The 19184-nt window shown below is 64.0% G+C and carries 22 protein-coding genes; 11 read left to right on the top strand and 11 right to left on the bottom strand.

Annotation, left to right across the window (positions count from 1 at the left end; all coding sequences use genetic code 11):
• Window positions 1–90: 90 nt before the first annotated feature.
• From E5222_RS00645 to E5222_RS00635, 3 genes are read left to right on the top strand one after another with little or no spacing between them, the layout of a single operon-like run.
• On the top strand, window positions 91–1587 hold the full coding sequence (locus tag E5222_RS00645) for a YifB family Mg chelatase-like AAA ATPase (RefSeq protein ID WP_136691558.1): 1497 nt from the start codon (window positions 91–93) through the stop codon (window positions 1585–1587).
• On the top strand, window positions 1541–2248 hold the full coding sequence (locus tag E5222_RS00640) for a rhomboid family intramembrane serine protease (protein ID WP_136691556.1): 708 nt from the start codon (window positions 1541–1543) through the stop codon (window positions 2246–2248). The genes E5222_RS00645 and E5222_RS00640 overlap by 47 nt, the downstream gene beginning before the upstream one ends.
• Window positions 2241–2735: a GNAT family N-acetyltransferase gene (locus tag E5222_RS00635; protein WP_136691554.1), complete on the top strand. Its 495-nt coding sequence runs from the start codon at window positions 2241–2243 to the stop codon at window positions 2733–2735. The genes E5222_RS00640 and E5222_RS00635 overlap by 8 nt, the downstream gene beginning before the upstream one ends.
• A gap of 1 nt (window position 2736) precedes the next feature.
• On the opposite strand, the gene E5222_RS00630 is transcribed toward E5222_RS00635, so the two are convergent.
• On the bottom strand, window positions 2737–3210 hold the full coding sequence (locus E5222_RS00630) for a winged helix-turn-helix transcriptional regulator (protein ID WP_136691552.1): 474 nt from the start codon (window positions 3208–3210) through the stop codon (window positions 2737–2739).
• Between the two features lie 148 nt (window positions 3211–3358).
• Here E5222_RS00630 and E5222_RS00625 point away from each other — a divergent pair, with 148 nt between their 5' ends.
• Window positions 3359–3670 carry a CC_3452 family protein gene (locus E5222_RS00625; RefSeq protein ID WP_136691550.1) on the top strand — a complete coding sequence of 104 codons (312 nt, stop codon included), beginning with the start codon at window positions 3359–3361 and terminating at the stop codon, window positions 3668–3670.
• Window positions 3671–3750: 80 nt separating this feature from the next.
• On the opposite strand, the gene E5222_RS00620 is transcribed toward E5222_RS00625, so the two are convergent.
• From E5222_RS00620 to galE, 3 genes are all read right to left on the bottom strand, one after another.
• Complete coding sequence (locus E5222_RS00620) at window positions 3751–4371, bottom strand: HAD family hydrolase (protein WP_136691549.1); 621 nt, start codon at window positions 4369–4371, stop codon at window positions 3751–3753.
• A 75-nt stretch (window positions 4372–4446) separates the two neighbouring features.
• Window positions 4447–4572 carry a type B 50S ribosomal protein L36 gene (gene ykgO / locus E5222_RS00615; protein ID WP_007165381.1) on the bottom strand — a complete coding sequence of 42 codons (126 nt, stop codon included), beginning with the start codon at window positions 4570–4572 and terminating at the stop codon, window positions 4447–4449.
• Window positions 4573–4674: 102 nt separating this feature from the next.
• The gene (gene galE / locus E5222_RS00610; RefSeq protein ID WP_136691547.1) at window positions 4675–5679 is read right to left on the bottom strand and encodes a UDP-glucose 4-epimerase GalE; all 1005 of its coding nucleotides are present in this window, start codon (window positions 5677–5679) and stop codon (window positions 4675–4677) included.
• A 93-nt stretch (window positions 5680–5772) separates the two neighbouring features.
• On the opposite strand from galE, the gene E5222_RS00605 reads away from it, so the two are divergent.
• Both E5222_RS00605 and E5222_RS00600 read left to right on the top strand, forming a co-directional pair.
• A complete protein-coding gene (locus E5222_RS00605; protein ID WP_136691545.1) occupies window positions 5773–6372 on the top strand; it encodes an LPS-assembly lipoprotein LptE in 600 nt (199 codons plus the stop codon).
• Window positions 6369–7499 carry a M14 family metallopeptidase gene (locus E5222_RS00600; protein ID WP_136691543.1) on the top strand — a complete coding sequence of 377 codons (1131 nt, stop codon included), beginning with the start codon at window positions 6369–6371 and terminating at the stop codon, window positions 7497–7499. The genes E5222_RS00605 and E5222_RS00600 overlap by 4 nt, the downstream gene beginning before the upstream one ends.
• Window positions 7500–7526: 27 nt before the next feature.
• Here the strand turns inward: E5222_RS00600 and E5222_RS00595 are convergent, their stop codons facing one another.
• The 4 genes from E5222_RS00595 to E5222_RS00580 form a co-directional block, all read right to left on the bottom strand.
• Window positions 7527–7964 (bottom strand): hypothetical protein, encoded by a 438-nt coding sequence (locus E5222_RS00595; RefSeq protein WP_136691541.1) that lies wholly within the window; start codon window positions 7962–7964, stop codon window positions 7527–7529.
• A 92-nt stretch (window positions 7965–8056) separates the two neighbouring features.
• A complete protein-coding gene (locus E5222_RS00590) occupies window positions 8057–8446 on the bottom strand; it encodes a cytidine deaminase (protein ID WP_136691539.1) in 390 nt (129 codons plus the stop codon).
• 8 nt (window positions 8447–8454) lie between these two features.
• Window positions 8455–9153: a glycoside hydrolase family 25 protein gene (locus tag E5222_RS00585; RefSeq protein ID WP_136691537.1), complete on the bottom strand. Its 699-nt coding sequence runs from the start codon at window positions 9151–9153 to the stop codon at window positions 8455–8457.
• Window positions 9154–9180: 27 nt separating this feature from the next.
• Window positions 9181–9678 carry a UPF0262 family protein gene (locus E5222_RS00580; RefSeq protein ID WP_136691536.1) on the bottom strand — a complete coding sequence of 166 codons (498 nt, stop codon included), beginning with the start codon at window positions 9676–9678 and terminating at the stop codon, window positions 9181–9183.
• Between the two features lie 136 nt (window positions 9679–9814).
• Here E5222_RS00580 and E5222_RS00575 point away from each other — a divergent pair, with 136 nt between their 5' ends.
• A complete protein-coding gene (locus tag E5222_RS00575) occupies window positions 9815–11335 on the top strand; it encodes a replicative DNA helicase (RefSeq protein ID WP_136691535.1) in 1521 nt (506 codons plus the stop codon).
• A gap of 3 nt (window positions 11336–11338) precedes the next feature.
• Here E5222_RS00575 and E5222_RS00570 read toward each other — a convergent pair whose 3' ends face one another.
• The gene (locus E5222_RS00570) at window positions 11339–12523 is read right to left on the bottom strand and encodes a phospholipase D-like domain-containing protein (protein ID WP_136691534.1); all 1185 of its coding nucleotides are present in this window, start codon (window positions 12521–12523) and stop codon (window positions 11339–11341) included.
• A gap of 105 nt (window positions 12524–12628) precedes the next feature.
• Between E5222_RS00570 and rpoZ the strand changes: the two genes are divergently transcribed.
• From rpoZ to E5222_RS00550, 4 genes are all read left to right on the top strand, one after another.
• Window positions 12629–12973, top strand: a complete 345-nt coding sequence (gene rpoZ, locus E5222_RS00565; protein ID WP_136691533.1) for a DNA-directed RNA polymerase subunit omega — start codon at window positions 12629–12631, stop codon at window positions 12971–12973.
• A gap of 187 nt (window positions 12974–13160) precedes the next feature.
• On the top strand, window positions 13161–13895 hold the full coding sequence (locus E5222_RS00560; RefSeq protein ID WP_136691532.1) for a ParA family protein: 735 nt from the start codon (window positions 13161–13163) through the stop codon (window positions 13893–13895).
• A 43-nt stretch (window positions 13896–13938) separates the two neighbouring features.
• The gene (locus tag E5222_RS00555; RefSeq protein WP_136691531.1) at window positions 13939–14991 is read left to right on the top strand and encodes a DUF3667 domain-containing protein; all 1053 of its coding nucleotides are present in this window, start codon (window positions 13939–13941) and stop codon (window positions 14989–14991) included.
• A 345-nt stretch (window positions 14992–15336) separates the two neighbouring features.
• Window positions 15337–15663, top strand: coding sequence for a hypothetical protein (locus E5222_RS00550; RefSeq protein WP_211196066.1), 327 nt, complete (start codon window positions 15337–15339; stop codon window positions 15661–15663).
• A 63-nt stretch (window positions 15664–15726) separates the two neighbouring features.
• Here E5222_RS00550 and ftsH read toward each other — a convergent pair whose 3' ends face one another.
• Both ftsH and E5222_RS00540 read right to left on the bottom strand, forming a co-directional pair.
• Window positions 15727–17673: an ATP-dependent zinc metalloprotease FtsH gene (gene ftsH / locus E5222_RS00545; protein WP_136691529.1), complete on the bottom strand. Its 1947-nt coding sequence runs from the start codon at window positions 17671–17673 to the stop codon at window positions 15727–15729.
• 254 nt (window positions 17674–17927) lie between these two features.
• Window positions 17928–19136, bottom strand: coding sequence for a helix-turn-helix domain-containing protein (locus tag E5222_RS00540; protein WP_211196065.1), 1209 nt, complete (start codon window positions 19134–19136; stop codon window positions 17928–17930).
• Between the last annotated feature and the right edge of the window lie 48 nt (window positions 19137–19184).

Raw genomic sequence — 19184 nt, 5'->3', positions numbered from 1 at the left:
TTAAAAAATTCGGTTTTCGAGCAATTTACCACGTGTTCGCTCGACACGGGCCACATGCGCGTTATCACGTAGGCAAAAGGGAAATCTCACTTGGTCGCATTGGTTCAAACGGTCGCGTATCTGGGGCTCGAGGCACGTCCCGTGGAAGTGCAGTGCCAGGTCGCCCCCGGCCTCCCGCGTTTCGGTATCGTCGGCCTTGCTGACAAGGCGGTGGGCGAAAGCAAGGAGCGGGTGCAATCCGCGCTCGCCAGCATGGGCCTTGCGCTGCCGCCCAAGCGGATCACCATCAATCTCTCGCCCGCGGACTTGCCCAAGGAAGGCTCGCACTACGACCTGCCGATCGCGCTGGCGCTGCTCGCCGCCATGGGCGTGACCGATGCCGAACAGCTTGCCGACTTCGTGGCAGTGGGAGAGCTGGCGCTCGACGGCCGAATCGTCCCCTCGCCCGGCGTGCTGCTGGCGGCGCTGCATGCGAGCGAGGAGGAGAAGGGCCTCATTTGCCCCGCCGTGCAGGGGAGCGAGGCGCGCTGGGCATCGGATGTGCCACTGATTGCCGCGCCCGACCTCGTCAGCCTGCTCAATCACCTGAAAGGCACCAGTCGCCTGCCCGATCCGCAGCCGGGCGAAGTGGACGAGCCCGACCACGGCCCCGACCTGAAGCAAGTGAAGGGGCAGGAGACCGCCAAGCGTGCGCTTGAGATCGCCGCCGCCGGCGGCCACAATTTGCTGATGATCGGCCCGCCGGGCGCGGGCAAGAGCCTGCTGGCGAGCTGCCTGCCCGGCATCCTGCCGCCATTGAGCCCGTCCGAAGCGCTCGAATCCTCCATGGTCGCAAGCGTTGCAGGCTTGCTCGAGGGCGGGAAGATCAACCGCACGCGCCCGTTCCGCGCGCCGCATCATTCGGCCAGCATGGCGGCGCTTACCGGCGGCGGGCTGCGCGTGAAGCCTGGCGAGGTGAGCCTGGCACATCTCGGCGTCCTGTTCCTCGACGAACTGCCCGAATTCCAGCGCGCCGTGCTCGATTCGCTGCGCCAGCCGCTGGAGACGGGCAAGGTCGATGTCGCGCGCGCCAATGCGCATGTCGCCTACCCGGCAAATGTCCAGTTGGTGGCGGCGATGAACCCGTGCCGCTGCGGGCACCTGGGCGATGCGGCGCTCGCCTGCAGCCGCGCGCCGCGTTGTGCTGCCGATTACCAGTCCAAGGTTTCCGGCCCGCTGCTCGACCGGATCGACCTGCATGTGGAGGTCGACCCCGTCTCCGCTGCCGACATGGCCCTGCCCCCGCCCGCCGAGGGCAGCGCGGAAGTCTCCGCCCGCGTGGCCGAGGCGCGCGCCAAGCAGACCGCGCGCGGCATCCGCTCCAATGCGGAGCTGGAAGGTGACGCGCTGGAGGAATACGCCATGCCAGACGATGCCGGGCGGCAGCTGCTGATGCAGGCGGCAGAGGCGATGCGCCTGTCCGCCCGCAGCTATACACGCATCCTGCGCGTCGCGCGGACCATTGCAGATCTGGCCGACGCACCCGATGTAGGGCGTATCCATGTCGCAGAAGCACTCAGCTACCGAAGACAGGCCCCGCGTGCCTGACGATCAGCCGATGAGGACGGTGTCCGTCCCGCGTGCCGGGCAACGCATGGGCCTGCCGCGCAGCGTGCACCTGGCGGGCGGGTTGCTGGTGGCAATCTGCTGGATCGCATGGCTGCTCGCCCCGGGTGGAGACATGCGCGAATGGGGCATTTCCGCCGCCGCGCTGTCGGAAGGTCGCTACGATACGATCTTCCTCCACATGTTTGCCCATGCCGGCCTGTTCCATATCGGCATGAACAGCCTGGTGCTGCTCGCCTTTGCCGGGCCGATCGTCTGGGTGATGGGGCGCGGGCAGATCCTTGGCGGGTCGCTGCGCTTCCTGCTGTTCTATTTCCTCTCCGGCTTGGCCGGCGCGCTGCTTTACGTAGCGATCAATCCGAATGGCGTGATCCCGGCCGTGGGTGCATCGGGCGCGATCTCGGGTATGATCGGCTTCGTCTCGCGCATGCGGCCGGGCGGCCGCCTGCTCCCCGTCTTCAGCCGCGAGCTAGGCGCGCGCGTATGGAGCTTCGTGAAGGCGAACCTGATCCTGATTGCCCTCTTCGCGATCCCCTTCTTCCTCGGCGGCACGGGCATATTGATAGCCTGGGAGGGGCATCTGGGCGGCTTCCTGTTCGGCCTTTTCGCCGCCGGAGCCTTCATGCCGCGCAGCCATGGCTAAGCTTGTCTTCCGCCGCGCGCAGCGGCCCGGCGACGATGATGCGCTGTGGGCGATTCTCGAGCCGGTGGTGCGTGAAGGCACAACCTATCCGGTCGATCCTGGTGCCAGCCGCGAAGAGGTTTTCTTCTACTGGTTCGCGCCGGACAAACGGGTGTGGGTGGCCGAGGATGCGGACGGAATCATCGGCACCTATTACCTGAAACCCAATTCCACCGGCCCTGCCGCGCATGTCGCCAATGCCGGATACATGGTGCTGCCCGCCGCGCGCGGGCGCGGGATTGCGCGGGCGATGGCAGAGCACAGCTTCGCGCAGGCCAAGCTGGAAGGATTCCGGGCGATGCAGTTCAACCTCGTGATCGCCACCAATGCGGCAGCGCTGCACCTGTGGCGTTCGGTCGGAATGGAGGAGATCGGCCGTTTGCCGCAGGCCTTCCGCCTGCCCTCCGGCGACTATGTCGATGCGCTGGTGATGTACCGCCTGCTCTAGCTCAGCAGCAGTCGGGCTTTCCCTTTTCGCCACGCTTCTTCCACGCGAGGTCATGCCAGCCTAGCTCGCGCCCGTCGGCGGCGCGGATGGCGATGGGGGCAATCGGCTCACCCTTCTCCGCATCGACGAGTTCCAGCTCCGGATTGACGTTCTGGCCGTATTTCTCTCCCCACTGGCGCAGCGCCAGCATCGCGGGGAGCAGGTCGTAACCTTTTTCGGTCAGGCGGTATTCCACCTTGCGCCGGTCATGTTCGCAGGGTTTGCGCTCCATCACGCCATTTTCGACGAGGCGGGCGAGCCGGTTGGAGAGTATGTTGCGGGCGATGCCGAGCTGGCTGGAGAAATCTTCGAAATGGACATAGCCGTTAAAGGCCGCGCGCAGGATCAGGAACGACCAGCGCTCTCCCATCACTTCCAGCGCCTGCGGCAGGCCGCAAGTTGCCGGATTGTCAAAAGTCTCTCTCAACTCACCCATGTGTCACATCCGTCATTGTGGCTGTCCTACAACCATTCGTCGCAAAGCCAAAAACATTCGCAGGAAACAGGTTGCAAATGACAACTTGTAAATCTAGGTAGCGATTCGCAACCAGTTTTTCAATGCAACTGATGAATGAGGAAGACCCATGACGTTGAGCAAGATTGCATTGCCGCTCACCGCCGCTGCCGCCGTATTTTCGCTGGGTGCGCCCGCAGCGCTGGCGCAGGGCGGTTCCGCCGGCTTCACTGCCGAACTGGCAGAACCTGCCGCCGATAACCGCGTGATCGCGGGCGGCGTGCTGTGGAGCTGCTCGGGCACCAGCTGCACCGCGCCGATAAACGGCAAGCGCCCGCTGCGCGTCTGCCATGATTTGAAGCGCGAAGTGGGCGCGATCACCAGTTTTGCCGTGGGAGGTGAGGCGCTCGACGCCGAGCGCCTTGAACGCTGCAACCGCTGACAAGACGGATTTCACCGCTCTCCAATCCCATCCGAGAGGTGAAAACTTGAGGCCCCGGCTCCCCCCGCCGGGGCCTTTTTCTATGCGGTGAGCAGTCCGTGGCGGATCAGATCGGCTTCCAGCCTTGCCGCATCGGTGAAGACATGACCGTGCCAGCCGCGTGCGGTGGCGGCGGCGATGTTTTCCGCCTTGTCGTCGATAAAGAACAGCTGATTCACAGGCAGGCCGAAGCGCTCCTCCGCAATCGCATAGATCGCCGGATCGGGCTTGGCGCATTTCTCATGGCCGGAGACGACGATATCGCGAAACCCGTCGAACACCGGCTGCGCGGCGCGGAATTCGTCCCAGAAATCGGCGCCGAAATTGGACAGTCCGAACAGCGGCACGTCCTGCCGCTTCAACCGCGCGACAAGGTCGTGCGTTCCGGAGACAGGACCGGGAATCGTATCGGCAAAGCGCGTGGCATAGGCATCGATCAGATGCGCATGGTCGGGAAACTCGCGCTTGCGCTCAGGCACCATCTCGGAGAGCGGCCGACCTTCATCCTGCTGGTGGTGCCAGCTTTCGGATACGACATGGGTGAGGAACCAGTCCAGCTCCTCCTGATCCTCGATCAGTTGGCCGAACAGGTGGCGCAAGTCCCATTGGATCAGGACGCGCCCAATATCGAAGACGACGGCTTTTGGCTGGAGCTCAGACATGCAAAAAGCCCCCGTGGTGGCGGGGGCTTTGCGAAAGACCTGCGCCCGGCATAGCCAGCGGCGCGGCCGGCATCATCAGCCCTGGCGGGCCTTGAAGCGACGGTTGGTCTTGTTGATCACATAGGTGCGCCCGCGGCGGCGAATCACGCGGCAATCGCGATGGCGGTTCTTCAGCGACTTGAGGCTGTTGCGGATCTTCATGGTTCTATTCCTGAAAAATATTCGGCACCGGAGAACGCCCCGATGCCGGAATTTCGAAGGCGCAGGTATGGGGGTGCGGCCCGAAAGTCAAGCGCCGGAGGGCTAACGCCCGCGCAATTCGGCCAGTTTCCGCTCCCAGGCAAGCGCATGGGCGACGATTTCGTCCAGATCGGCATGGTTCGGCTGCCAGGGCAGCGTCTTCTTGATGCGCGAAGGGTCCGAAATAAGCGAATCGGGATCGCCCGCCCGGCGCGGACCCATCACCCGCTCGATCTTCATGTTCGTCACCCGGTCCACCGCATCAAGAACCTCGAGCACGGAGAAGCCACGGCCATAGCCGCAATTCATCGTCATCGAGCGTTCGGGTTCCGCCACCAGTGCATCCAGTGCCAGCACATGAGCATCGGCGAGGTCGCTGACATGGATATAGTCGCGCACGCCGGTGCCATCGGGCGTGTCGTAATCGGTGCCGAAGACCGAGACATTGTCGCGCTTGCCCAGCGCCGCTTCTACCGCAACCTTGATGAGATGCGTTGCCCCGGCAGTCGACTGCCCGCTGCGGCATTGCGGATCGGCGCCCGCCACGTTGAAATAACGCAGCGCGCAATAGTTGAAGTCATGCGCGGCGGCGGTATCGGCCAGCATCTGCTCGGTCATCAGCTTCGACCAGCCATAGGGATTGATCGGCTGCTTCGGGCTGTCCTCCGCCACCGGCGAGACTTCGGGCACGCCATAGGTCGCCGCCGTGCTGGAAAAGATCATGTGGCGCACGCCCGCACCCACCAGTGCTTCCATCAGCGCGCGGCTCTTGGCGGTGTTGTTGTGGTAATATTTGAGCGGGTTCTCGACGCTTTCAGGGACGATGATCGAACCGGCGAAATGCATCACCGCGCCGATCCCCTGCTCTCCCACGATCCGCGCCACCAGTTCGGCATCGGCAATATCGCCCTCGTAGAAGGCAACGCCATCGGGTATGGCAAAGCGAAAGCCGGTGGTGAGATTGTCGATCACGGCCACAGGCGTACCGCGATCGCGCAGCGCGAGGACCGCATGGCTGCCAATATAGCCGGCGCCGCCGGTAACGAGGACGGGGAGGGACTGGCTCATGTCTTGGGCCGATAGCACATTATGATAAAACAGAAATCAACCTTCGTGCATGCCGAAGCGGCAACTTCCCGTCCTGTTATGCATTGGGACAGTATGAGAGGATTTCGTCATCTTGCCATCGCAGCGCTGGCCGTCACCGGCCTCGCCGCCTGCGCCACCCCTGCCTGGGTCTCTCCTGTGGAAGTGACGCGCTTTACTGGTGCCACTCCGGCAGAACTGGTACAGGGCACCATCGCCATCCAGCCTGCCACCGGCCTCGATCCGCAATCAATCGAATTCGGCCTTTACCGCACCGAGCTGGCAGAGGAGCTTACGGCGCTGGGCTATAGCGTAGTGGACGGCGCATCGCGCCAGCTCGCCGTGCTCGACATCACCGAAAGCGTCAGCCAGCCCGACCGGCGCGGCGGCCCCGTTAGCGTGGGTGGCGGGGCGAGCACGGGTAGCTATGGCTCGGGCGTGGGACTTGGCGTGGGCATCGACTTGTCGGGCCGCCCGGCAGAGGAGATTGCACGCACCGTCGCCGTCTATATCCGTCCGGCGGAAGGCGGCGGGAACCTGTGGGAAGGGCGCGCCAGCTTCACCGCCACCGCCAATAGCGACTATGCCGACCCGGCGCTCGCCGCCGCCCGCGCGATCGAGGCCCTGTTCACGGGCTTCCCCGGACGGTCCGGCGAGACTATCGAGGTGGAATGACCGACATCCAGATCAACGCCGCTTTCGACAGCGGCAATATCGCCGTCACCTCCATCGAGGGCACACGCGCAACGCTGACCATCCCCAAGGACAAGGACAGCGACTTCTACCAGTGGTTCCATTTCCGCGTCTCCGGCTGCGAGGGGCGTGAACTTGAACTGCGCATTACAGGCCTGGAGGCGAGCGCCTACCCTCAAGGCTGGCCGGGCTATCGCGCCTGCGTGTCCGAGGATCGCGCTTTCTGGGGCCGCGCCGATACCTCCTATGACAAGAGCGAGGATGGCGGCACGCTGACGATCCGCCATGCGCCGGTGGGCGATCTTTGCTGGTTCGCCTATTTCGCACCCTACAGCCATGAGCGGCATTGCGACCTGGTGGCGGAGGCTGCGCTGGCCGAGGGCGTCACGCACCGCACGCTCGGTCACTCACTCGATGGCAGGACGATCGACTGCCTGATCCTGGGCGATGGCGGCACGCATGTCTGGCTCTATGCCCGCCAGCATCCGGGCGAGAGCATGGCCGAATGGTGGATGGAAGGCGCGCTGGAAATGCTCTGCGACGAGGCCGATCCCATCGCGCGCAAGCTGCGCCAGCTATGCCGCTTCCACATCGTGCCCAATTGCAATCCGGACGGCAGTTTCCGCGGCCATTTGCGCACCAATGCGGCGGGGGTGAACCTCAACCGCGAATGGCACGAGCCGACCGCCGAGCGCTCACCCGAAGTGCTCGCCATCCGCAATGCGATGGATGAAAGCGGCGTCGACTTCGCGATGGACGTGCATGGGGACGAGGCGATCCCGGCCAATTTCCTCGCCGGCTTCGAAGGCATCCCCTCATGGAAGGACAAGCAGGGCGCGGGCTACAAGCGCTATCGTGACCTGTTGACGCGCCGTACGCCCGACTTCCAGACCTTGATGGGCTATCCGGAAGCAGGCGCGGGCAAGGCGAACCTTTCGATGAGCACCAACCAGGTGGCCGAGCGCTTCGCCGCGGTGGCGATGACGCTGGAAATGCCCTTCAAGGACCACGAGCCCATGCCCGATGCGGCACAGGGGTGGAGCCCCGAACGCTGCAAGCTGCTCGCGCGCGATTGCCTCGGTGCGCTGTTCGAATGGCTGGAGGACTGACGCGGCGCCAGCCCTCCGCGCTTCCGCCTATTCTGCTTCTTCGGCTTCTTCGGCTTCAGCCTCGGCACGCGTGCCGGTGACGGGGATATTCCCGAAATCCGATGCCACTTGCGCCGTCAGCGCGTCGCCTTCGACGCTGCCCGTGTAGCTCAGGTCCATCGGGCCCTGCGGCGTGGTCATGCTGCGCTTGAAGGAGAAGCTGTTGCCATCGACCACTACGTCGCTGATCGTACTTTCCATCGGCGGCGGAGGGGCTGCACCGGCACCGCCGGCGGGCGCCTGGTCCACCATGGTGACGGTGTAGCCATCTTCTGCCTCGGCGACAGTGAGCACGGCCGCAAAGGTGCCGAAATCGGTCACCGCTTCGGTATTCCACGCGCCCAGCACCGGCGTTTCCTGCGCGGCAGCCGGAGTGGCGGCCAGCGCCCCGCCAAATGCGAGCGCTGCGAATAGAGCCTTGTTCATCGGGCTTTGTCCTTTCCCATCCTGTCCCGCCGGCGATGCTATGCCTGCTGCCCGTACACGGCAAGCGCGAAACGGAAGGAAGGGGACCGAGGTCAATCGTAGCGGAAGGCTTCAGGCAGCAAATGGCTCAGCGTCCAGCTATGCGATTCGCCATCAGCCAGGCCGATCACTTGCGGGTCACTGCCGTCGCTGCCCGCCAACTCGGCCAGCACTTGCCGGCAGCGCCCGCATGGCGTGATCGTATCGGCGTGGGGCGTGAAGACCGCCACCGCTTTCAGCGCGCCGCGCCGCCCCTCGCTCATCGCTTTCGCGACCGCCACGGTTTCCGCGCAGAGCGAGAGGCCGTAGCTCGCATTCTCGACATTGGCGCCGGTCACCACCGAACCATCGGCGAACAGCAGCGCCGCGCCGACATGGAAGTTCGAATAGGGGGCATAGGCCTGCTCCGCCGCCGCGCGTGCCTTCTCCAGCAGATCGTCCATCGCTGTCCTCACGGTTGCGCGACCACCCAGCGCAGCGGCTGGTCGGTCACTTCAGTCCATAGCTGCGGGTTGGCGGTCCACAGCGTCCACGGCCGCCCGGCATAGTCGGGCTCCAGCCAGCCCTGTTCAAGCCAAAGATTGCGCTCGATCCGGCTGGCAATAGCATAGCGATCTTCAAAGCGGGAGGACAGCAGCAGGATGGCCCGCTGGCCGGTATGGCTCTCCACCTGGTTGAGGAAGGTGGTGAGCTCGCTTTCCACCGCCGCCTCGCTCACCGGCGTGGCGCAATCCTCCGCCAGCGCGTCGAGCGCAATGACGGGCGGCAGCATGGCCGCATCGCGCGGCACGATGGTGACGAAATTGGCCGCCTGCCGCTCCGCCGGGATGCACGGATCATAAGCATGGACCGCGCCATAGGGCAGCGGAGCCTCCTCCAGCGCGCGCAGATTGGCGCTGAGCCGCGCATCGCGCCCGCTCTCGCCCGCGCTCGCCTCGATATAGGCAAAGTTGGCGCCGATCGCGGCCAGCGTGCGGAAGTCCACCTCGCCATCGCGAGCACCGACCAGCACGCCTTGTGTGGGAAATTCCTCGCGCGAGGGGACCCAGTGCTGGGCTTCCCACCAGAGCCACGCGATAGCAACCGCCAGCAACAGCAGGACGGCGGCGACAATACGCCAGCGCCAGGGAAATGCCCGCTTCCTGCCCATGATGCGTGATGCGACCTCGTAAAGTGTTCAGGCCTTGATATGCAGCACGCAGATCAAGGTGAAAAGCCGCCTTGCGGTGTCGAAATCGGTGACGATCTTGCCCTCGAGCATATTGAGGAGATGCCGCGTGCCACGATCGTGGATTGCGCGGCGGGCCATGTCGAGCGTCTCGATCTCCGCCGCGGTCGCCTTGCGCAAGGCCTTGTAATAGCTATCGCAAATGGCGAAATATTCGCGGATCACCCGGCGCAGGCGGCCCATGCCGAGGCCGATTGTTCCGGCGTCCTCACCTGCATTGTCGCGAATGCCCACGGCCAGCATGCTGTCCACCACCGACAGGCGCAGCTCCCACGGTCCGTGATGGCCATTGGCGACAGCGCGCAGCGGGCGGAACTCGTTTTCCTCGACAAGGTCACGCAGCGCCACTTCGCGCTCGCTCTCGATATCGGCATTGCGCGCAATGATCGTCGCTTCGTCGAGCGCGATAGTAGCAATCCGGTCATCGGGCGAGGTGGTCAGCATCATGCCCGCTTTTTCGCAGAGGAATTGCCATGCTGCAATTGCGAAATCGGCGCGTCCGAGCAATCATCCCCGCTATCCACAGGGCTAGAGCGCAGACACCGCCTTGCGATGTAGCGCTTCCAAGAGCATTACGCCCACGATGTCCGATGAAGACCTGCTGATCCGTTCCGGTACCGCGGCCACTGCAGCCGAGGCCAAGACCCGCGCCCTGCCCGCCAACCTTGAGGCGGAGGCAGCGTTCCTGGGCGCCGTACTGATCGACAATCGCGTGCTGGAGGAGCTGACGGTTCCCCTGCGCGGCGACCATTTCCATGCCCCGCTGCATCAGCGCATCTTCGACCGCATCCAGACGCTGACGGAACGGCAGATGGTGGTGACTCCGGTCACGCTGAAACCCTATTTCGAAGCGGATGAGGCGCTGAAGGAGCTGGGCGGTACCGCCTATCTCGCGCAGCTGACCGCCGACGGTCAGGGCCTGCTCGCCCCGCGCGAACTGGCGCAGCAGATCTACGACCTCGCCCTCTTGCGCGAACTGATCAGCGTGGGCCGCGACCTGGTGGACAGCGCGCTCGACACCTCCGAAGAGGTTGAGCCGATGCGCCAGATCGAACAGGCCGAGGCGCGGCTGTTCGAAGTGGCCGAAGGCGCGACTACGGGCAATGAGGCGGAGAGCTTCGGCGCCGCCAGCCGCGAGGCGATTGCGCTGATCGAAATCGCGCTCAATTCGGGCGGCCATGTGTCGGGCAAGACCACGGGGCTCGAATCGGTCAATTCGAAATGCGGCGGGTTGCACGATTCCGACCTCATCATCCTCGCTGGCCGCCCCGGCATGGGCAAGTCGTCGCTGGCGATGAACATCGCCTATAATTGCGCCGCCCGCCTGAAGCGCGATCGCAAGGACAATATCGAAAAGTCGGTCGGTGCCGGCGTCGCCGTGTTCAGCCTGGAAATGAGCAAGGACCAGCTGGCCACGCGTATCCTGGCCGAACAGGCGGGCATTTCCTCCGAGAAACTGCGCATGGGCAAGATCAGCCATGAGGAATTCGCCGAGCTTTCGCGCGCCAGCCAGCGCCTCAACGACCTGCCGCTGTTCATCGACGATACGCCCGCCCTCTCCATCGGCGCGCTGCGCACCCGCGCGCGGCGGCTGAAGCGGCGGCACGATATCGGCCTGGTCGTGGTCGACTACCTCCAGCTGCTGCAAGGTTCGGGCCGCGCGCAGGACAATCGCGTGAACGAAATTTCTGAGATCAGCCGCGGGTTGAAGACGCTCGCGAAGGAACTGAACGTCCCCGTCATCGCGCTCTCGCAGCTGAGCCGTGCGGTAGAGCAGCGCGACGACAAGCGCCCGATGCTTTCCGACCTGCGCGAATCCGGCTCGATCGAGCAGGACGCCGACATGGTGTGGTTCATTTTCCGCGAGGACTATTACGTCAACAATCGCGAACCCAAGGTGCCGCATGCCGCCGACGATCCGAAGGTCGCCGAAGCACATGCGGCCTGGGTGGCGGAGATGGAGCGCGTGCACGGCCTCGCCGAACTGATCGTCGCCAAGCAGCGCCACGGTTCGACCGGCAAGGTGCGGCTGAAATTCGAAGCCAAGATCACCCGCTTCTCCGACCTCGAGGAAGGCGAATATCCGGATGACGCTTTCGAGTGAGCCCTAAAGGCCGAGATTCAGCTTCCGGCTCACGGAATAGTCGAGCACCGAGACCAGGAACCAGCTGATCGTCCAGCGCAACCGGTTGAACCAGGTCGCATTCTGGCGATGCACCTCGCGCGTGATCTCCTGCGATGCGGGCAGGTGCTGTGCGATGAAGCCGCGCATCGTGTCTGCCAAATGCCGGTCCTCCACCCGCAGCACGATCTCGAGATTGAGGTAGAGGCTGCGCATGTCGAAATTGGCGCTGCCGAGATAGACCGCATCGTCCAGCACGATCAGCTTGGTGTGCAGGCGGCAGGGCTGGAATTCCCAGATCCGCGCGCCCGCCTTCAGCAAATTGCCATAGAGCAGGCGGCTTGCCCCGATCGTGGCGCCATTGTCGGTCTTGCCCGCCATCACCAGCCGCGTCTGCCCTTTCCGGGCGATCTGGCGAATACGGCTGCGCAGGCGTCGCGAGGGCGAGAAATAGGCCATCATCACATCCAGCCTGGTGCCGTACATCAGGTCCCGGCTGATAATATGCGCCCAGCTGGACAGGCCCTTGGTCGGCCCGCCGATCAGCAGCTGCACCGGGCCGTTGCCGCCGTTCCAGTCGCGCACGCTCCTGCGGATGGCGCGGAATTGCGAATGGGCATCGTCCGCCCAGGCTTCCAGCCGGTCGAACCATTCCTCGATACGTTCGACCACCGGGCCGGAGACGGTGATCGCCAGGTCGTTCCAGCCATTGCGCTCGGGCGGTTCGAAATAGGAATCCTCGATGTTGAAGCCGCCAAGCATGGCAGTCTCCCCATCGGCGACGACGATCTTCTGGTGGTTGCGGATGAGGTAGCGGCGCGACCATTTGGCGAGGAAGAGGTAGAACTTGCCCCCCGCTTCCATGAGCGGGGCGAAGAAGTCCCCGTCGGCCTCCGCCCCGAAGCCATCGACGATCACCGTCACCTCTACCCCGCGCCGCGCCGCATCGGCGAGCGCATCGCGGACCACCCGCCCCGAATCGTCGCGCGCGAAGATGTAGAAGGCGAGCTTCAGGCTGCCGCGCGCTTCGCCTATGAGCTGCAGCAGACGGTCCAGCCGGTCCGGCCCTGCCGGATAGAAGCCGAGCTGCAGGCCCTGCGCCTCGCAATGGAAAGGCGCCGGGTCGCGATAAATCAGGGTTTTCTCTCCATTGCCGGAACTCTCGTCCATGGCCCCTTCTAGCACCGCTTTCGCGGTGGAAAACCTTGACGAAACGCGCCCTGGCGCCTAGGTGGCACACTTTCCGCATAAGCTGCACAGAAATTGGAGTGCCCCATGGCGCGCGTTACCGTCGAAGATTGCGTCGACAAGGTCCCGAACCGTTTCGATCTCGTCCTGCTGGCTGCCCAGCGCGCGCGGGAGATTTCCGGCGGCTCCGAACTCACCATCGATCGCGACCGGGACAAGAACCCCGTTGTCGCCCTGCGCGAAATCGCCGAACAGACGGTGAAGCCCAAGCAGCTGCAGGAATCGCTCACGCAGTCGCTGCAGAACTTCCTGCCCGATGAAGAGGATGAGGCGGACGAAATCGGTTCGCTGAGCCAGTCGGCCGAAGCCATGCGCCTGTCGGCCTCTGCGCCGACCCGCTCGACTTCGATCGGTGCCGATTACGACGGCTGATCTTCGCAGGTCTTCGAATACCCAAAAGGGCCGCACCGTGCTGGTGCGGCCCTTTTCGTTTGTGCGCTCCGCACCGGCCAAGCTGTTCCGATCAGGGATGTCCAAAATGTGACAACTTGCGGTTCCCCGCCGCGCACGGCACCATCGTTTACGCATTGAACACGGGGCAGGAGTTTCGGCGCGGACCATGGCGGTCATTGCAGTCTACAGCGTGAAAGGCGGGGTGGGGAAGACCACCATCGCGGCCAATCTCGCGTGGTTCTCTGCCACGGTGTCCTGCCGCAAGACCTTGCTGTGGGACCTCGATGCAGCCGGCGGCGCGGGCTTCCTCTATGGCGTCGATCCGCGCAAGAAGGCGAGTGCCGGAACCATTTTCTCCAAGGATGCCGACCCGGAAGAGCTGATCCGCCAGACCGATTACGACCGGCTGGAGCTGCTGCCCGCCGACAAGTCGCTGCGCGATCTCGACGGCGTGCTGACGCGGATCGGCAAGAAGAAGCGGCTGGCCAAGCTCGCCGAGACATTGGGCAAGCGCTACGACCGGATCATCCTCGATTGCCCGCCAGTGCTGAACGAGGTCAGCGCCCAGGTGTTGCGCGCGGCCACTGTGGTGATCGTGCCGCTCCCCCCCTCGCCGCTCTCGACCCGCGCCTTCGACATGGTCGCCGCCGAGATCCGCGCCCACACCAAGACGCATCCGCCGATCCTGCCGGTGCTCTCTATGCTCGACATGCGGCGCAACCTGCACCGCAAGGCGCGCGAGGAGAACAAGAACTGGCCCGCCATCCCGCAAGCCAGCGCAGTGGAGCAATGCGCGGTGCTGCATCGCCCCGTCGCCGATTTCGCGCCCACCAGCCCCGCCGCGCGCAGCTTCGGCCAGCTATGGACCGCGATCGAACGCAAGCTCGCGCAAAGGGGCTGACGGGGCAGGCGCGGCGCGATATCATGCGCGCCATGGTTGGGGCATGAGCGATATCGTCGAAGGCTTGGGCACCGCGGTCGAGGGCGGCCTGTTCTCGCGCGTCCTCGATCCGGAATCGGGCGCGAAAGAGCGGCACGAGGGCGATCCGGAGAACTGCCTCAATTGCGGCACGAGGCTCGAAGGCGCTTACTGCCACGCTTGCGGCCAGAGCGGGCATGTCCACCGTACCATCGGCGCCTTCATGCACGACCTTGTTCACGGGGCGCTGCATTTCGAAGGCAAGATGTGGCGCACACTGCCGATGCTGGCGTTCAAGCCGGGAGCGCTAACCCGGCGCTATATAGAGGGTGAACGCGCACGCTTCGTCTCGCCCATGGCGCTGTTCCTGTTCAGCGTCTTCCTGATGTTCGCCGTGTTCCAGATGGTGGGCCTCACCACTCCTACGGACGTTGGCGGACCAAATGTCGACGAGGTGATCGATCAAGTCGATGCACAGACCGTCTCCGAACGTGATTCCGTGCGCGAAGCGCTGGAGGCCATGGCGCCGGACGATCCCGAACGCGCGACGACACAGCAAAGGCTTGATGAGCTCGAGGTGACGTTAGACAGGATCGAAAACGTGCAAGCCCTTAACTTGTCGGAGAACTCAGGCATTCACACGGGAGTTGACTGGCTCGACAATACGCTGGTCAAGAAGTGGTCGGAGAACCCTGGCCTCATGCTCTACAAGCTGCAGGCCAATGCCTACAAGTTCAGCTGGCTGCTGATCCCGATCTCGATCCCCTTCGTGTGGCTCCTGTTCTTCTGGCGTCGGCGTTTCAAGGCCTATGACCACGCGATTTTCGTCACCTATTCGCTCAGCTTCATGACGCTGCTGTTTGTTGCTGCATCGGTGCTCAGCGCCTCGGGCATGTCAAGGACGGCTGTTTTTACCACCATCGCCACGCTCGCCCCGCTTCATCTCTACAAGCACCTGCGCCATTCCTACGAGCTGTCGCGCTTTTCCGCCCTGTGGCGCTTCCTCGCGCTTTCCTCCTTCATCTGGATCGTGATCGCGCTGTTCGTGCAGGCGCTGCTTCTGATCGGAGCGTTTTAGGAAATGCGAATTAGCCCAGCCGCTGCGGCCTCATGTCTGGCAATACTTTGCGGCTGCGCGACCCCGGTCGGGCAGCGGGGCGAAGTTCACGAACCGACCCCCGGCTATGCTTGCGAGGTCAGTGTTCGGGGCGCCGGATCGGCGAAGGCGCTATTGCGCGAAGACGGGTCGACCTTCAGCAGTCGGCTGGATTGGCGCTGGCGTGGCGGGCGGGAAACAGGTTTGGGCTTGTGGGTCACGCACTCCACCGGGCCCATCGTCAACCCGAATTCCTTCCTGACCGCCGTCATCAGCAGTGGCGTCATGAGAAGCCGGTCGGCGAGACGTCCCCGATTCAGACTGGCTTTGACCAACCAGCCAGGCGAGGACTACCTCAACTTCCATTATGCCATTGCACGCAGCGAGGTACAGGAGCGGATGGCTGGTCTGTCCTTGTGGATCGCGTGGTCGGATCTGGCCGCCCACGCCCGGTCGTCTGAGCAGCTCTACCTTATTTCCTTCGACGAGCGCGAGCACACCGTGGAATCCAGACCGTTTCCGCGCGACGTTATCTTGCAGGCAGAGACAGACATTGCGACACTCAACCGGAGATTGGCAGACACCGTGAGGCATTTTCGCGAGAGGTGCAGCCCGTCTGACGATATAGATCCTCCGCCGCCTGTCATCATCTGACAATCCGTCGGAGCGCCCACACTCCCTCGAACACGGCCGACTATCTAGCCTTTGGTGGCCAAGCTACGCACCCTGCGGAGCCTCGCCCGAACCGCCGAAGCGCTTGCCGGCCTTGGGGATAGAGGAGCCGTGCACCGGCTGCACCGCCACCGGGCCCGTAGGTTCGTCCGGACGGTCGAGCTTGCCGGTATCGAGCAGTTCCTTGATGTCGTCACCGGTCAGCGTCTCATATTCGAGCATCGCCTGCGCCAGCAGATGGAGCTGGTCCTCATGCTTGGTGAGGAGGTCGGTCGCGCGCTTGTGTGCGCCTTCGACCAGACCCTTGATCTCGGCATCGATCAGCTTGTTGGTCTCGGCCCCGGCAAAGGTCCGGGTGGTCTGCCCCATGCCAAGATAGCCTTCCTGGCTCTGCTCGTACTGCAGCGGGCCGAGCTTTTCGGACATTCCCCACTTGGTGACCATGTTGCGGGCAAGGTCGGTGGCGTACTGGATGTCCGACGAAGCGCCACTCGACACCTTGTCATGGCCAAAGATGATCTCTTCCGCCACGCGGCCGCCCATGGAGACCGAGAGGTTCGCGTGCATCTTGTCGCGGTGGTAGGAGTAGTTGTCCCGTTCCGGCAGGCGCATCACCATGCCCAGCGCGCGGCCACGCGGGATGATGGTGGCCTTGTGGATCGGATCCGAGGCTTCCTCGTGGATCGAGACGATCGCATGGCCGGCCTCGTGATAGGCGGTCATCTTCTTCTCGTCCTCGGTCATCACCATGGACTTGCGCTCAGCGCCCATCATGACCTTGTCCTTGGCGTCCTCGAATTCCTGCATGGCGACAAGGCGCTTGTTGCGCCGCGCTGCCAGCAGCGCCGCCTCGTTGACGAGGTTGGCGAGGTCCGCACCACTGAAGCCGGGCGTGCCGCGCGCAATGGTGCGCGGGTTCACGTCGGGCGCCAGCGGCACCTTCTTCATGTGGACGGCGAGGATCTTCTCGCGCCCGTCGATATCGGGGATCGGCACCACCACCTGGCGATCGAAGCGGCCCGGGCGCAGCAATGCGGGGTCGAGCACGTCGGGGCGGTTGGTGGCGGCGATGATGATGATGCCTTCATTGGCCTCGAAGCCGTCCATCTCCACCAGCAGCTGGTTCAGCGTCTGTTCGCGCTCGTCATTCGAATTGCCGATGCCGTTGCCGCGATGGCGGCCCACGGCGTCGATTTCGTCGATGAAGACGATGCAAGGCGCATTCTTCTTGGCCTGTTCGAACATGTCGCGCACACGGGATGCGCCGACGCCGACGAACATCTCGACAAAGTCGGAACCGGAGATGGTGAAGAAGGGCACGCGCGCTTCACCCGCAATCGCGCGGGCAAGCAGCGTCTTGCCGGTACCGGGCGAGCCGACCAGCAGCGCGCCCTTGGGAATCTGGCCGCCCAGCTTGGAGAAGCGCGACGGGTCCTTCAGGAATTCGACGATTTCCTGCAGCTCCTCGCGCGCCTCATCGATGCCGGCCACGTCGTCGAAGGTGACGCGGCCCTGTTTTTCGGTCAGCAGCTTGGCCTTGGACTTGCCGAAGCCCATCGCGCCCGAACCGCCGCCCTTCTGCACCTGCCTGAGGGCGAAGAAGGCGATGCCGAGGATGAGCAGGAAAGGCAGCGTCTGGACGAGGATGTAGACGAGCATGTTCGTCTGTTCGGGCTGCGCACCCGAATAGTCGACGCTGTTGTCTTCCAGCAGCTGGGTAAGCGTCACGTCGTTCTCGACCGGGATAGTGCTGAAGGCATTGCCGTTTTCGAGCACACCGACGATGCGATCGGGCGCGATCGTCACTTGCTCCACGCTGCCTTCGGCAACCTTCTCGCGGAATTCGGAATAGTTGATCTGCGTGCCGGGCGTATCGCCCGTATTGCCGAACATCGACACCATCAGCAGCAGGGCCATGAAGATGCCGCCCCAGACCAGCAGGCTCTTCACCCAGGGATTGGGGTTATTTTCCGGTTCGCGATTCTCGCTCATGCGCAACAGATCCTTTCGTGGAACCAATGTAGGATCGCCCGGCTGAATGGCAAGCTAATGGCCGGGCTTTCGTCATCGGAAGCGAAGTTGACAAAAGTGACAGTGCGAAAGCTTGGCGGAACCGGGCGCAAAGCCGCAGGAAAGCCGGGGTTTTCGCACGAGCTGGACAAGTTGACACTTGCACGGGACGAAAGCGCGGATCTTTGGCCGTTTCTCATCACCCTGCCATGCGCCTGGGAAGGCACGTAGGAAAGCTATTCGCGGCTGCGTGCCAGGATCAGCCTGTCCGACAAGTCCGCGCCCTGCTGGCCGGTGACCTGGAACAGCGCTTCGAAAGCGCCGTCATCCGCCGTGTCTTCCAGCTCGGGAGGCAGCACGCCGCCCGCGACGATCGGGCCGATACCGCGCAGGCCCGTCACCCGCTCGCTCGCCACCACCGTCACGAGCGCACCGCCCGGCGCGTTGTATCGGGCAAGATAGGCATAGTCGCGATAGAAGGCGGGCGAGGCGAGGCGGCGCGCCTCGTCGCTCATCCACACCTCGCCGCTCTCGCGATCGATGATCTCGTCATAGCTGTCACCGATACGCAGCGTGCTGCCCGCGAAGGTCACTTCCTCCAGCAACCCCATGCCGGAAAGGAGGCCGAGATAGACCACGTCATGCGTGTTGAGCATGTCGGAGGTGAGTTCGGAGGCGGCGATCACCTCCACCGGCTTGTCCGTTGCGGCGAGCAGGGGCGCGACCGATTGGAGCGCATAGGCGGTCTGGAAAGGAAGGTAGTTGAGGCCGACATCCTCGGCATTGCCGTAACGCTCCGGATCGGCCTCCTGCAGCCGCAACAGGTCCTCGGGCGAGTTGACGCGGAAATCTCGGATCAGGCGGCCATCTTCGGGAAAGACGGGGTCGATCTCGCCGAACAGGTAATAGTCGCCCATCACCAGCAGAACCGGGCGCTCGGACCGCTCCAGCGGGTCCCAGATGGCATTGCCGCCATCGCCGCGCCCACCCCACCAGCTGCCGCCTGCAAAAACCAGCGCGGCCAGAAGCAACAGTGCGGCCAACAGCAACGCAAACTGACGGCGCGGCAGGACTACAGCGCCTTTCGCAGGATGCTCGGTCGCGGAAGGCGCTTCATGCTGCAACAGGCGCAGCGCATAGATGCCGGAAGGGATTTCCACTTGCGCCTGTCCCTCCACCGGCGGGTTCGCCAGATAGTGATCGTCCAGCTTCTTGCGCAGGCGATGGATATAGACGCGCACCGTCGCGTCATCGGAATCGGTTTCCGCCTGGCCGAATACCGCGGCGGAAATCTCCGCCTGCGTTGCGGGTTCGGCCAGCGGTCCGCGTTCGGCAAGATAATCGAACAATTCGCGCAACCGGCCGGATTGGCCGACAACGCCCTCGGCGCGCAGCCTTTGCACCTCTGCCGCATAGGCGGCGTTACTACTCTCTTCGCCGGTCATCCCGATTGTATCCATCTGTCGCAAATCGGCCTGTAACGTCCTTGTAAC

Origin of the sequence: Alteraurantiacibacter aquimixticola (assembly GCF_004965515.1) — a bacterium.
Lineage (GTDB): Bacteria > Pseudomonadota > Alphaproteobacteria > Sphingomonadales > Sphingomonadaceae > Alteraurantiacibacter > Alteraurantiacibacter aquimixticola.
This window is presented reverse-complemented; position numbering and strand designations above follow the sequence as displayed.